Raw genomic sequence first — 13,633 nt, forward strand, 5'->3', positions numbered from 1 at the left:
GACCAAGGCTGGCATTATCAGTTGGCTTACTATACCCAAAAACTCGCGGATTATCACTTTGTTCAAAGTATGTCCCGCAAGGGAAACTGTTTAGATAACGCTCCGGTAGAAAGTTTCTTTCATTTGTTCAAAACAGAATTACTGGCCGGCTTTCCACCATGTAAAGATATGACAGAACTACGGAAACTTTCTCAAAATTACGTTCAGTATTTTAATAATGTTAGAACGACTTTAAAAACAAACGGCATGACTCCGGTTGAATACCGAAATCACGCCTTAGTAGCTTGATAATTTAATCTTGTCTAACTTTTGTCTTGCACTTCAATGTGTTCCAGCCTCTTTCTTTGTGTTTCATTGTTAGATAAACGGCTTAACCCCCAAGTACAGCAGAATCAGGGCAATGATTGGTTTCATTACCCGAGAGAAGGTTTGTTTTGTCTTTCCGGGAAGGTGCTGCATTACCAGTGGGGCAAGGGCGGCGCCAACAATTGTCCCGAGTGACATGATGATGACGGGGTGCCAGGCAATCGTCATGGTTGGCCAGTGCAGGCCGATGCCGACGATGGTAGTCCACGTCCGAATAAAGGCCGAAGCGGCGACAGCGTCTTCAAGTGATGCGTTTACTAAAAACATGCCCGCCACGAGTGGGCCGCCTCCCGACATCCCGACTAAACCAGTCATAACGCCGCTGACAATTCCGGTTCCGTCGGCCATTACCTGGTTGAGTCGCGTTTGCGTCGGCCGGGTTTGGTGGTGAAGGTGGGGGGCAATGATGGTTTTGTACAGGATTGATAGCGCCAAAACCACCAGAATGACGCTGATGATGATCTGGTAGTAGTGCTGGTTAATCCGGTTAACCAGCAGACTTCCACCCAGGGTTCCGACAAGTGCCCAGAATAGGAGACGGTGTTCTTGCCGGTGGTGGTGGGATTCACGATCGTGTTTTTTCCGCACGCCGTGATAAATCAGGGTCGCAATGATTAACGCCGGTAAGGTTGTAACCAGCGCGCTGGCAGCGGCCGTCTTGGCGGTGAGCCCAAACAGGGTGATGAAACTCCCGATGTACAGCGCTGCGCCCATGCCGAGTGAAATCATAATGAATCCGATGATAAACCCGACGAGGAGTAAAAGTGTTATTTCCATTAGAAGGATTCGCCTCACTTGCCGGTAATTATTGTTTTTACCGGATAGTTTCGGTGGTTGGGAGTGTAAAAACCAACCATGCTCTCGTTATACCACTATTTTTCATGAACGGTTACACTTGTAGTCGAATTTTAATTACTTTTCCTTTTAGCCATAGTCAAACAAAACCCGGTGATTACGCCGATCACCGGGAAGAAACTGCTTCTAATTTATATGTTACATCATCGGCCTCATCATAAACGGTGGTTGGGCCGTTGAGTCCCGCCGTCACCTTAACGTGGTAGCCGTATTTATCGAGGAAAAGGAGTTCGTTTTGGTCAATCTTAACGATGTGGCCCTCAATTTCCCGCCGGTCAATGAAGAGGTGCAGGCTAGGAGCAATTGAAAAAGTATGTTGCTTTTTGTTAGTGGAGTCGACGAACGTCCACTGACCCGTATACCGGGCGGGGAAGTTAATGGGCGCTGGGCTTTTTTTGTTCCACCACCCGTCGAGCCGTTTAATTTTAGGAATCCGCAAACGGGGCCGCTGCACGGTCGTCTCCTCCTTTCAGTCGCTTTCGTTACCATAATCATATCCTATTCCGGCCGGACTGCGGGCGATTCTTAGAAAGTGTAATTCAAATAAAATATTGTGATAGTTTTGTCATAAACTTTTCAGTGGTGGGTGTTTTCCGGTAAGATGAAAGTAGTTTAAATTGATGTGAGGAGCACACTATGAACGAACAGTTTGCGAAGTATTTTCAGGAACAGGGTTTTACGACCCAAACGCCGGTTCAAAAAGAAGTGATTCCTGCCCTTGCGGCGGGGAAAAATGTCGTGGGGTTAGCGCCGACCGGGTCGGGGAAAACCCTGGCGTATGTTTTGCCACTGCTCGAAAAGGTTTTGCCTGGTGATGGTCCCCAGGTGGTTATCCTAGCGCCCTCCCAGGAACTGGCTGTTCAGATTACGGGTGTCACCCAGGCATGGGCACAGTTGGTTGACGTTAAGGTTCAGGCGCTTATTGGGGGAGCGAACATCCGTCGCCAGGTCGAAAAACTACGGCATGACCGGCCAGAGGTGGTTGTTGGTACTCCGGGCCGGGTTAACGATTTAATCACGGCTAAACGGGTAAAAATGCACCGGGTGACGGCAATCGTGATGGATGAGGCCGATGCGCTACTGGCCGAAGAGGCTTCCCGTGAGTTGTGCCGGACCATCGTAAGTCATGCCCATGCTGACGTTCAGCTCGGTTTTTTCTCAGCAACCGCCACGCCTATTTTGGATGAATTGCACCGGTGGTTTGGGGTGCAAATTACCCGGATCGACGTGCGGGCAACGGACCACACGCAGGGAGCAGTTACGCACTATATGGTTGCCGTCCCAACGAGGAAAAGGGTGGACGCATTGCGGAAGTTGGCGCGGATGCCACAAATGCGGGCGCTGGTGTTTTGTAGTCAAACGGCGACTGTGCGTGAATTAACCGCCAAACTGCAGTACCACCACGTTCCGGTGGCGGCGCTAGTTAGTGGCATGAACCACCAGGGCCGGGCGCATGCTCTTAGTAGCCTCCGTAAGGGGGAAATCAAGTTACTGCTAACCACTGATGTGGCTGCCCGCGGGTTGGATCTTCCGGGGTTACCGGCCGTGATCAACTACGACATTGCCCGTGATCTCCGGACGTACGTGCACCGGGTGGGGCGGACCGGTCGGATGGGCGCAACCGGGACGGTTATCAACCTTGGAAACGAGCATCAGTTGCGCTCTTTTCGCCAGTTAATTCGGCCAAACGGCTATTCCGTGGTTGACGGGATGATTGTCCACGGCGAATTAGTTGAAGGAAAGCGGCTGCGGCCGGCGAAAAACAAGCAATCAGCCCCGGTTAAGCAGGAACAGCAACAGCCAGCCGGAAGCGAGCGGAAGAAGCACCGGAAAAATCGCCGGCGCAACCAGAAAAACAAGGGAATGCGGCGGAAGCGGCGTTCCTAGTTAAGGTTGACTTTTATAATTACCACTAATTATACTAATTAGTGGTTAGCATGCGCCCGTAGCTCAGCAGGATAGAGCAACCGCCTCCTAAGCGGTAGGTCATCGGTTCGATTCCGATCGGACGCACTAGTGGAATTAATGCGGTGGGATGGTTGAAGAAACTGTCCCTTCGCTTTTAAAAGGGGAGTCTTAGGATGAAGCAGCTTAAGGTAATGACGGTTTTCGGAACTCGGCCGGAAGCGATTAAGATGGCACCAATCGTGCTGGCACTTCAACAGCGGCCCGAAGAATTTGTTCCGGTAACGGTGGTAACGGCCCAGCACCGGGAAATGCTTGATCAGGTGTTGGCAACGTTTAACATCACGCCGGATTACGACCTTAACGTAATGCACCAACGGCAAACCCTGACGGACGTAACTACGAATGTTTTGCAGGGGATGGGGCCGGTTCTCGAAAAGGAACGGCCGGACATTATGCTGGTTCACGGCGACACGACCACGACGTTAGCCGCAAGTTTGGCGGGCTTCTACCACCATGTTGCGGTCGGCCACGTGGAGGCTGGCTTGCGGACGTGGGACAAGAATGCGCCGTACCCGGAGGAGTTAAACCGGCAGGTGACGGATGATATTAGTGATTTGTACTTTGCCCCGACCCAGTTGAGTAAGGAAAACCTGCTTAAGGAAAATCACCCAGAGAAGAACATCTACATCACGGGGAACACGGCCATCGATGCCTTACAGCACACTGTGCGGGCGGAGCACCAGGTTACGGGGTTACCGGTAATTCCTGAGGATCACCGGTTGATTTTACTGACAATGCACCGGCGGGAAAACCAGGGGACGCCGATGGAGCGGGTTTTCAAGGCCATCCGGCACGTTGTTGAAACGCATCCTGACGTCGAAGTCGTTTATCCGGTTCACCTTAATCCGGCGGTCCAGGAAGTGGCCCACAAGGTCTTTAATGGGTTGGACCGGGTTCACCTGATTGAACCGCTTGAAGTGGTTGATTTCCATAACTTAGCTGCTCAGAGCTACTTTATTATGACTGATTCTGGGGGTGTCCAGGAGGAAGCGCCAGCCTTAAAGAAGCCGGTGTTGGTTCTCCGGGATGTCACGGAACGGCCGGAAGGGGTTCAGGCTGGGACACTGCGGTTAGTCGGCACGGAAACAGCGGCGGTTACGGGTGCAATGGTTGATCTCTTAACTAATGAAGATGCTTACCAGCAAATGGCAACCGCCCGAAATCCGTACGGTGATGGGCATGCAACTGACCGGATTCTGGCGGCCATCCAGTTCTACTTTAACGGGGGAACGCGGCCAGTAGAGTTTGATTCGGGGCTAGCACGGAAGTAAGAGAAAGCGTTAAAACGAGAAATTGCAGGAGGTTGCGCCTCATTGGCGGACCTCCTTTATAGTATAAAAAACGCGGCTGTGCGTTGCACGGTCGCGTTTGCTTACGGAAGCAGCGGTCTTCCGCTATTGTTTAATTAGAAGAACCATACGGTCGTGTCAGACCATGCCCACCAAGTAACGGTAGTCGTGTCAGACCATGTCCACCAGATGTCACTGCAGGTGTCACTGTCGTCCCACCACCAAATAATGATTGACGGGCCGTTGTCGCAGCCGTGGTTGTGGTGGTGAACAGGAACACGGTGGCATGGGCCAGGGATGATTACCTTAACTGGGCCAGGGCCGTAAATTGGCTTGTTGTGGTGTGCTGGCTTGGTTGCCGGCTTCTTTGTCGGTGCAGTTGGTGCAGTTGGTGCGGTTGGTGCAGTCGGTGCGGTTGGTGCAGTCGGTGCGGTTGGTGCAGTCGGTGCGGTTGGTGCAGTCGGTGCGGTTGGTGCAGTCGGCGCAGTCGGTGCAGTGCCGGCCGTACCAGCGGTCCCAGCCGTACCAGCAGTGCCAGCCGTCCCAGCGGTTGGCGCCGTAGCAGCAGTGCCAGCCGTTCCAGCGGTCCCAGCAGTGCCGGCCGTTCCAGCCGTCCCAGCGGTTGGTGCAGTCGGTGCAGTTGGTGCAGTCGGTGCAGTTGGTGCGGTTGGTGCGGTTGGTGCGGTTGGTGCGGTTGGTGCAGTGCCGGCCGTTCCAGCGGTCCCAGCAGTGCCAGCCGTTCCAGCGGTGCCGGCAATTCCAGCAACGCCCTTAACGGTTGCCGTTGTTGCTGAGTGAGCCGTTACGGCGTCAGCGTGGACGGCTGGAAGCCCAAAGCCGAGCGTAATTCCTAGCCCCACAGTTGCCAGGGCAGTAACAAATTTACTACTATTCTTCATTTGGTAGAAAACCCCTTTCTGAAAAGTGGCGTTTTATGATTGAACGCCGTGTGCTGTTTTGATCCAACTCGATGCGCCCGTTATTTTACGGTAGAACGCAATGAGGATCGCTGGAAATAGAATGACATTGTAGATCGTCATCGTGCTGCAGATGATTACTAACTTAGGGCTGATTCGAAAATCATTCAGGGCATACTTAAACGCCATGTAATACGACAGGGCCGTTACTGCACCGAGAAGGAACACAAACAGTCCGATGAAGTGGATGAAGTGTCCACACGCATACAGTAAAATGACGAGGTTTGAAAAGCCGACTAGCACCGTGAAAAACGGCAATAACATGAAGAAGACCATTTCAAACTTTGCCCAGAAACCCAGTTCGGGGGACTTAACCACCCGGGAGAAATACTTTTGCGCACAATCTAACCCACCCTGGACCCACCGAGAACGTTGGCGGATAAACGGTTTGGTTTTATTGACGGCTTCCTGATAGACCACAATATCAGAACAGTATTTCGTTTGGGCACCCTTTAGGAGAAAGTTAGTGCTGAATTCAAAGTCTTCAAGAAGCGCGTTTCCCCATGGATTTTGCTTATCGTCCATTGCTGATAGGCGAATAAACTGGCCGTTGCCTGATGCGGCGGCGTTGCCAATGACGTTCCGGACCCGCTGAATCCAGTCATTCACGGTTGCAAACTCAACGTCCTGCATTAGTTCCAGCCAGTTGTGAACCTTAATCATCCGGACCTTTGTTTGCAAGAGGGCCAGCTGAGGGTGCACAACATACTCAAGGATTACGTTTTTGAAGTCCTTTTCCTTCATGACAGCATCCGCATCCAGAACACCAACAATGGTGCGTTCGTGGTCGGTGGAGGCGAGCTTCCGGATATAGTTCAACCCAAAATTAAGTGCGTTGCCCTTCCCCGTTTGGGCGTTGGGCTTAAAGCGCTGCAGGAGCGCAATCTTTTTTTCACAGTGGTGCGCCGCAATGAATTGTTTGATCAAATCACCGGTGCCGTCATCCGACCCGTCATCAATCACGAGGAGGGTGATCTGGTCGATTGACGTGGTGTTTTCAAGAAACTTGCTAAGCGTACTGTTAACCACCCCGGCTTCGCTGAGCATCGGCATCATAACGTATAGGTGGTATCCGGCGGCCAGGGCGAAGTCGCGCTTTCGCCGCCACGGTTCGCGGATGGACCCAAAAACCAGGACAAGTACCCATAACGTGTAGTAGAAAATGCCAAATGCCGAAACCCAGCCGCATATCCGGATGAACCAGGGCAGGATGTAACGGACTAAGAAACGAGATACTGCCAGCATAACCTTTCCCTTCTACAAAATTCTACCTCCCGTCTGCGATGATACCATACATAGTTCACCTAGTTAAATATCATGAAGGCAACTGGTTACGATGGTTAAGAAAGTAAAAGGTTGTGCAAAAGTCGGAGCTGGCGCGGATAGTGGCGCTGTAAGCTGGCAGAATAGCTTCTAAAAAGTCACGGTAAATTTAAAACATTGTTAAATAATTTGGTAAGCACGGGTTAAACCGGCGCTTACCGGGTTCGCCGAATAACGAGGGTTACCCCCGCTGCAATGAGCGTCACGCTGATTCCTACCAGGGAGACGAGCGCTCCAAGTTTGAGGGCAGGGACGTGGTAGGACAACACGATGTGGTGCTGGCCCTTAGGAAGCCGCAGGCCCACAAAGGCGGTGTTCACCCGCAAAACCTTCACCGGATGGCCGTTGTCGGTTGCCCGCCATCCCGTGGAGTACGGAATGGACGAGGCAAGGATGCCTACCCGTGACGTGGTGATTGTCCCCGTGACGCGGTCCCCGTTAAGCCGGACGTTCTGGAGGGCATGGCGCTGGACCGTCTTTACCTGGTTGAAGTACTGCTTTCCGAGGGGCTCGGCTACAACGCGGAGCTTAAAGCGGTACGTCCCCATTTTTGACGGGGTGAGGGTGAGCGTTTGCGGAAGTCCGCGTTGGATGAAGCCGAGGTTCATCGTTCCGGCGTGGACGATCTTATAGAACGACAGAATCGTCCGCTTTGGTTGGTACAGTTTCTCCGTCCCGTTCGGCCCCGCCACCTTCAGGGTAAACCCATGGTTGGGCGTGCCGTTGACAACGTGGTAGTGCAGGTAACGGTAGTAGTCCATCTTGGTGTTCTTCGCCAGTGGGCCCCTGGTAAGATCGTTGTTTTTCGTCTGGGCCTCGATCCGGACCTGTTGCCGGAGACTCATCGGCGTGTAGTGAACGTTCGTAAACTCAAGGTGGAGTTCGTAGTTCCGGAGTTTCTTGAGTTGTTTATTTTGCTTCCCCTTAACCCGTGGATTCAGCACGATGGTGTACGACTCGTTGGCGTCCTGCCGCTGCAGTGTTTTGGTTGCTCCGGTAATCCGTACCCCGTGGCTTGAAACGAGCTCGTAGGGGATAGTGACGGTCAGGTTGGAGAGTGAGGCGGGAGTAAGACCAGCTGCATCGTGGGCATCACTGACGGTCACGCCCGCAGCGAGGGCCCGTTCCCGTTGGGTTGCGCTGAGCTTCTTAGCCTGGTGGGGTGTTACTACCCGGTCTTGCCAGTAAAGAAGCGGGAAGGCCGCCGTATTCTTGTACCGGCGGGTTTGCTGGCTATCACCTGGTTGACCGTTAATGCCCGTCACCTTTTGGGTCGTCTTGTCCAGGACAAACCCGGCCGGAATCTTATTGGCATTAGGATTCCCAATCTGGGTGAACAGGTACTTAACGTTTAGGAAGTCCAGGAGGGCCGTCCGGTCATCGAGCTGCTGGAGTGGATAGTTGGCCTCATATTGGGTGTTTTGTATTTCCTGGGCAAACTGGCCGACGTACTTATTCTGGATTGAGTAGTACGAGTTGAGCAGATTTACCGGAGCGGCGAGGTTATTGTACATGGTGTAGTCCGCACCAAGCTGGTAGTTCTGGCTCAGGGTTGAAACCCGGTATCCCGTTTTGCCGGTAAGGCCATCTGCCAACCCATTATAGCTGTCCTGTTCCAGGTTTTGAAAGGCTCCCAGGGGCAGCATTTCCTTGGAGTAGCCGCCGTTATACGGGGCCTCAAAGTAGACCGCATTAAAGAGGACGTTGAGGAGCACGACGGCCAGTAACCAGTGCCGGGAGTGGGTTCCGCCGTGCCGGTGAAGCAGCCACAGGGCCAGCAGGGTAACGTACAGGAAGACCATCGGGATAAACAGCATCTCGTTGTTTTCAAAGAGGTAGTCCAGGAAAATAATCCCGGTGTAGCCTACCGTAACAAGCGTAAAGAGTTTGAGGGTGTTCCCAGACAGGTGCGGCAGTCGTTCGGCGAGGATGGCGCACGCGAGCGCTACTGGGAGGCACAGCATTAGCGTCCAGCGGTTGGACGGTGACATGAAGGCGTTCATGAAGGCCGCAAAGCACGGGAGGAGCAGCATGCCACCGCTAATCAGAATGCTCGTTGCGATTACCGGGTAGCGTTTAATGTGCCGGAGAACATAGGTAATCCCGAAGAGGGCGACGCTGGCAAATCCGAGCGCCGTCCAGAAGTAGAAGTCGCGGTTGCCGCCGTTAATTAGCTGGGAGGGGAGTGCCAGATAGTAGTACGGCGGGTACACGTGCATCCCGTTGGCAAACGGACTGCCGGAACGGGTAGAGTTAAGGACCGCGTGGAGTTCAGGAACGAGGATAAAGCCGGCCAGTAGCAGGCTCGTGATGGTTGCCCCGGCTAAGCGGGCAAGCACAACCGGGTAGTTTAACCGGCTGCGGTAGGTAATCAGAACCCGGAGCGCAAGGTAAATGAACGCTCCAATTCCCAGCATGTAGGCAAAGTAGAAGTTACTAATGAGCATCCACGTGAATGCACCGATTAGTGGCCAGCAACTTTTACCCTGCAACACCCGTTCGATGGCCAGGAGCACCAGTGGAAAAATGATAAACGGCGTCGCAAAGAACGGCTGGGCGCAGTTGGCGTACAGTAAAAAGGCGTTAAAGGTGTAAACCAAGGATCCGGTAATGATTGCCGGGGTGTGCAGCGCCTTAAAGTGGCGGGCGAAGAAGCAGAACGCCAGCCCGACACAGTATAGTCGCAAAACAATGATCAGGTGGTAGGCCAAGACAATCTTGCTAACCGGAAAGAGGAGGGTCAGGTACGCAAAAACGTCCCCAATGTCGTAGTAGGCAAAGATGGGGAACTTGGCCGCCCCCAGCCCCATTTTCCACGACCACTGGGGGGTGTGGAAGGGGTGGTGAATAAACTGGGCGAGGGTTTGCCGGTAGGCCTTCAGCAATGGTAAGTGCTGGTTGGCTCCGTCAATGTACCAGATAAACGAGTGCCCCGTAACGAGGTACGTTCCGTACACGAAGAGCGCGACGATGAGAAACGCCGCGGTGTACTTCAGGTATAGCCGGTGATGGCTCTTTTTTTGATCAAACGAAAACTGCATGGTAACTGCTCCTCTCTCCATTCCCTTGTATTTTACCGTAAAATGACGAATTCGGCAGGAAGAACAGTCCATTTTAAAAAAGGAGGGTGGTTGGGTCGGTCAAAAATAAATTAGTGCCTGGAAATTCTCCAAATGATTTGGGGAATGGCTGGTGTTAAGCAAGTGTGGTGATTTCCTTTTTATCCACAATATGTGGTGTGTATAAATTAACTATATACAACATGTGGTATTAAGTGCTACGATGGAGACGTTGATTGGAATGGCAACAGCGAAAGGGGAAGAATTTATGCCACAGCAGTTTGTTAAGCGTGACGGGGCGGTCTATCCGTTCCGGGAATACAAGTTAGAGTTAGTTTTTGCGGCGTTGGAAGTTGAGGATCCGGGAAAGGTTGCGGCGGTAACGGCGGCCCGACTAACCGGGAAACGGGTAACCGCCCAGCAGGTAGAGGATGCGGTTTTAGCCACCTGTGAGCGGCTCCACCTTACGGAAGCCCGTCAGCGGTACTTGGACTACAAGGAACACCGGGCGCAGGAATTTGCTAAGCAGACCGACCCAACGGCCCGGTTAGAGCGCCTAGTAAAGGGTGATCCAACGATTATTCATGAAAATGCCAATAAGGACAGCACCGTTTTCAGCACCCGGCGGGATTTAACCGCCGGGACGGTGGGGAAAACGCTGGGGTTAACGATGATGCCCCCGCACATTGCCCATGCCCACCTGAAGGGGGTCATTCACTTCCACGACCTGGATTATTCACCGCTTGAACCGTACAGCAACTGCTGTTTGATTGACTTTGAAACGATGTTCCGTGACGGGTTCAAGATCGGGAACGCGGAGGTTGAGCGGCCTAAGTCAATTCAGACTGCTGTCGCCCAGATCGTTCAGGTGATTGCCAGCGTTGCTAGTCAGCAGTACGGCGGCTGTACGGTGGACCATATTGATACGCTATTGGCCCCGTACGCAATGATGAACTACGCAAAGCACCAGCACACCGCACAAAAGTATATTTCAGGGAAGGGGTCCCAGGAGCAGTATGCCCGGGAACGGACCGTCAAGGATATTTACGATGCGATGCAGTCACTGGAATACGAGATTAACACCCTGTTTACCACGAATGGCCAAACGCCGTTCACCTCGGTGGGGTTTGGACTTGGAACATCGTGGGCTAGCCGGGAGATTCAGCGGGCCATCCTACAGGTGCGGATTGACGGGCTCGGGAAAAACCACCGAACGGCCATTTTTCCGAAGCTTCTCTTTGCGATTAAGGACGGAATCAACCACCGTCCGGAGGATCCTAACTATGACATTAAGCAGTTAGCGATTGAGTGCGCTACTAAACGGATGTATCCGGACATCCTTAATTACCCGCCGATTGTGGCGATTACCGGTAATTTTAAGTCGCCGATGGGGTGCCGGTCATTCCTTCCCAAGTGGACGGATGAAGACGGCCGGGAGGTCAACGATGGCCGCGCCAACATGGGAGTGGTGACGTTAAACCTTCCCCGGATTGCCATGGAGGCCCACGGGAATCAGGAACTGTTTTGGACAATGCTGGAGGACCGGCTTCAACTCGCCCATGAAGCACTTATGGTGCGGGTGAAGCGGATTCGTGATGATGCCCGTCCTGAAAACGCCCCGATTTTGTATAAGTACGGTGCGTTTGGGATGAAGGCCAAGGACGGCGAGTCCGTTGACCGGTTTTACAACCACGACCGCGCGACGGTTTCGCTGGGGTACATCGGTTTATACGAAGTGGGGACGGCCTTTTTCGGCCCTAACTGGGAACATAACGAAACGGCCCACGCATTTACCGTGCGGGTTGTGCGGGTCCTTAACGAACACTGTAAGCAGTGGGCGAAGGAGTCGGGGTACCACTTTAGCGTGTACTCAACGCCAAGTGAATCATTGACTGACCGGTTTTGTCGGCTTGATACGCAACGTTTCGGGAAGGTACGGGACATTACGGATAAGGAATACTACACCAATAGCTTCCACTATGATGTCCGGAAGCACCCCAACCCGTTTGAGAAGTTGACGTTTGAAATGGAGTACCCGCACTACGCAACTGCCGGGTTTATCCACTACTGTGAGTACCCGAACCTCCGGCAAAACCCGAAGGCCCTGGAAGCCGTGTGGGACTGGTCGTACGACAAAATTGGGTACCTGGGAACGAATACCCCGATTGATAAGTGTTATAAGTGTGGGTTTGAGGGGGAGTTTGCGGCGACCGCCCGGGGCTTCCAGTGCCCGGACTGTGGCAACCACGACCCGCAAACGTGTGATTGTGTTAAGCGGACGTGCGGGTACCTGGGAAACCCACTCCAACGGCCAATGGTTCACGGCCGGCACGAGGAGATTGCGGCCCGTGTCAAGCACCTTTCGCCAACGATGGCCCACGAAATGGCCAGCCATGCTCAAAGCAAGCAGCGCGATGTAAGGGGAGGGGTAGCAGATGACTAACCGCAAACCGAATAACCCCCGTCCCCAGGAATGGCTCGCGGATGACCTTAGCCAGATGAAGGTGGCGGACTATAAACCGTTTAACATGGTTGACGGTGAGGGGGTCCGCTGCAGCCTGTACGTGAGCGGGTGCAAGTTTATGTGTCCGGGATGTTACAACAAGGCGGCGCAGAGTTTTAATTACGGGCAGCCGTACGACGAGGCCCTTGAGGAACAGATTATGACCGACCTTGCTGAACCGTACGTTCAAGGGATTACTTTTTTGGGCGGCGAGCCGTTCCTGAACACGCAAATTACGCTTCGGTTAGCCCGCCTCATTCGGCAGCGTTTTGGTCATACCAAGGATATTTGGTCATGGACCGGGTATACCTGGGACGAGTTGATGCTCGAATCGGATGATAAGCTGGAATTTTTGTCACTGCTGGACATTTTAGTTGACGGCCGGTTTTTGGAGGACGAAAAGGACCTCACGTTACAGTTTCGGGGGAGTAGCAACCAGCGAATTATCGATGTGCCCGCCTCGCTTGAAGCTGGTGAAGTGCGGTTGTGGGCCGGTTTGAAGAAGTAGGGGGAATTTGGAATGACGACGTTAACGGTTGACAACCTAAAGGTAGCGGTAGACAAAAAACTTATCCTGCACGGGGTGTCATTGACGCTTCGTTCCGGTGAGGTCCACGCAATTATGGGGCCAAACGGGACGGGAAAGTCAACGCTGGCCGGGGCCATCATGGGTGATCCCCGTTATGAGGTGGTTGCCGGTGATATTCAGCTTGACGGGGAAAGCATTGTCGGGCTCCCCGTTGATGAGCGGGCCCGTCTAGGAATTTTCATGGGGATGCAGCTTCCGGTAGCCGTTCCGGGGGTGACCCTGAGTACGCTGATTCGGGCGGCGCTGCGGGCAAAAGAGGGTAAAGTCCAGTTACTGGACTACATGAGGAAGTTAAAGCGGGCGTTAGCACTTCTGGATATGCCTCCCGAAATGGCCAACCGGGACCTGAACGTGGGGTTTTCGGGCGGAGAACAAAAGCGCGCGGAGTTATTGCAGTTAATGATGCTTACTCCCGCCGTGGCGCTGCTTGATGAGATTGATTCGGGGCTTGATATTGACGCATTGAAGGTGGTAGCGCGGGGAATTAATGCGATGCGGGGGCCCCACTTCGCTGGGTTATTAATTACCCACTACCAGCGGTTGTTGACGTATGTTCAACCGGACTTTGTGCACGTAATGATGGGTGGTCGAATCGTAAAAACGGGCGGGGCAGCGGTTGCCACCGAACTGGAGCAGAAGGGATACACCCGCGTTCGGGATGAGCTTGGACTGGATATTCCGCTGGTAGATGAGGGGGTATAGGA

Annotated in this window: 11 protein-coding genes and 1 tRNA gene; 7 read left to right on the top strand and 5 right to left on the bottom strand. The window is 53.3% G+C overall.

The features are described from left to right. A partial coding sequence (locus QOR60_RS00005) for an IS3 family transposase (RefSeq protein WP_283581313.1) occupies positions 1-288 on the top strand: 288 nt, incomplete at its 5' end. A gap of 69 nt (positions 289-357) precedes the next feature. Here QOR60_RS00005 and QOR60_RS00010 read toward each other — a convergent pair. Next, entirely contained in the window at positions 358-1,143 is a 786-nt protein-coding gene (locus QOR60_RS00010; RefSeq protein WP_283581314.1) for a sulfite exporter TauE/SafE family protein, read from the bottom strand. A gap of 184 nt (positions 1,144-1,327) precedes the next feature. Beyond that, positions 1,328-1,675 carry a DUF4828 domain-containing protein gene (locus tag QOR60_RS00015; RefSeq protein ID WP_283581315.1) on the bottom strand — a complete coding sequence of 116 codons (348 nt, stop codon included), beginning with the start codon at positions 1,673-1,675 and terminating at the stop codon, positions 1,328-1,330. A gap of 182 nt (positions 1,676-1,857) precedes the next feature. Between QOR60_RS00015 and QOR60_RS00020 the strand changes: the two genes are divergently transcribed. The 3 genes from QOR60_RS00020 (at position 1,858) to wecB (ending at position 4,460) form a co-directional block, all read left to right on the top strand. Beyond that, on the top strand, positions 1,858-3,108 hold the full coding sequence (locus QOR60_RS00020; RefSeq protein ID WP_283581316.1) for a DEAD/DEAH box helicase: 1,251 nt from the start codon (positions 1,858-1,860) through the stop codon (positions 3,106-3,108). A 52-nt stretch (positions 3,109-3,160) separates the two neighbouring features. Further along, a tRNA-Arg gene (locus QOR60_RS00025) sits at positions 3,161-3,234 on the top strand. Positions 3,235-3,302: 68 nt separating this feature from the next. Beyond that, positions 3,303-4,460, top strand: a complete 1,158-nt coding sequence (gene wecB, locus QOR60_RS00030; protein ID WP_283581317.1) for a non-hydrolyzing UDP-N-acetylglucosamine 2-epimerase — start codon at positions 3,303-3,305, stop codon at positions 4,458-4,460. A gap of 134 nt (positions 4,461-4,594) precedes the next feature. Here wecB and QOR60_RS00035 read toward each other — a convergent pair whose 3' ends face one another. The 3 genes from QOR60_RS00035 to QOR60_RS00045 form a co-directional block, all read right to left on the bottom strand. Next, positions 4,595-5,377 carry a hypothetical protein gene (locus tag QOR60_RS00035; protein ID WP_283581318.1) on the bottom strand — a complete coding sequence of 261 codons (783 nt, stop codon included), beginning with the start codon at positions 5,375-5,377 and terminating at the stop codon, positions 4,595-4,597. A 33-nt stretch (positions 5,378-5,410) separates the two neighbouring features. Continuing rightward, a complete protein-coding gene (locus tag QOR60_RS00040) occupies positions 5,411-6,700 on the bottom strand; it encodes a glycosyltransferase family 2 protein (protein ID WP_283581319.1) in 1,290 nt (429 codons plus the stop codon). Positions 6,701-6,933: 233 nt separating this feature from the next. Next, positions 6,934-9,819 carry a YfhO family protein gene (locus QOR60_RS00045; protein WP_283581320.1) on the bottom strand — a complete coding sequence of 962 codons (2,886 nt, stop codon included), beginning with the start codon at positions 9,817-9,819 and terminating at the stop codon, positions 6,934-6,936. A 259-nt stretch (positions 9,820-10,078) separates the two neighbouring features. Between QOR60_RS00045 and nrdD the strand changes: the two genes are divergently transcribed. From nrdD to sufC, 3 genes are read left to right on the top strand one after another with little or no spacing between them, the layout of a single operon-like run. Beyond that, entirely contained in the window at positions 10,079-12,280 is a 2,202-nt protein-coding gene (gene nrdD, locus QOR60_RS00050) for an anaerobic ribonucleoside-triphosphate reductase (protein WP_283581321.1), read from the top strand. Next, positions 12,273-12,848 carry an anaerobic ribonucleoside-triphosphate reductase activating protein gene (gene nrdG, locus QOR60_RS00055; protein WP_283581322.1) on the top strand — a complete coding sequence of 192 codons (576 nt, stop codon included), beginning with the start codon at positions 12,273-12,275 and terminating at the stop codon, positions 12,846-12,848. Before nrdD ends, nrdG begins: the two co-directional genes overlap by 8 nt. A 12-nt stretch (positions 12,849-12,860) precedes the next feature. After that, a complete protein-coding gene (gene sufC, locus QOR60_RS00060; RefSeq protein ID WP_283581323.1) occupies positions 12,861-13,631 on the top strand; it encodes a Fe-S cluster assembly ATPase SufC in 771 nt (256 codons plus the stop codon). Positions 13,632-13,633 lie beyond the last annotated feature (2 nt).

The sequence above is a fragment of the Ligilactobacillus hohenheimensis genome (assembly GCF_947381805.1).
GTDB lineage: Bacteria > Bacillota > Bacilli > Lactobacillales > Lactobacillaceae > Ligilactobacillus > Ligilactobacillus hohenheimensis.

What these genes read in the sequence shown, in the direction of transcription:
- QOR60_RS00040 (WP_283581319.1), bottom strand. Translation starts at nt 6,700, where the DNA reads ATGCTGGCAGTATCTCGTTTCTTAGTCCGTTACATCCTGCCCTGGTTC.
- QOR60_RS00020 (WP_283581316.1), top strand. Translation starts at nt 1,858, where the DNA reads ATGAACGAACAGTTTGCGAAGTATTTTCAGGAACAGGGTTTTACGACC.
- sufC (WP_283581323.1), top strand. Translation starts at nt 12,861, where the DNA reads ATGACGACGTTAACGGTTGACAACCTAAAGGTAGCGGTAGACAAAAAA.
- nrdD (WP_283581321.1), top strand. Translation starts at nt 10,079, where the DNA reads ATGGCAACAGCGAAAGGGGAAGAATTTATGCCACAGCAGTTTGTTAAG.
- QOR60_RS00035 (WP_283581318.1), bottom strand. Translation starts at nt 5,377, where the DNA reads ATGAAGAATAGTAGTAAATTTGTTACTGCCCTGGCAACTGTGGGGCTA.
- QOR60_RS00010 (WP_283581314.1), bottom strand. Translation starts at nt 1,143, where the DNA reads ATGGAAATAACACTTTTACTCCTCGTCGGGTTTATCATCGGATTCATT.
- nrdG (WP_283581322.1), top strand. Translation starts at nt 12,273, where the DNA reads ATGACTAACCGCAAACCGAATAACCCCCGTCCCCAGGAATGGCTCGCG.
- wecB (WP_283581317.1), top strand. Translation starts at nt 3,303, where the DNA reads ATGAAGCAGCTTAAGGTAATGACGGTTTTCGGAACTCGGCCGGAAGCG.
- QOR60_RS00045 (WP_283581320.1), bottom strand. Translation starts at nt 9,819, where the DNA reads ATGCAGTTTTCGTTTGATCAAAAAAAGAGCCATCACCGGCTATACCTG.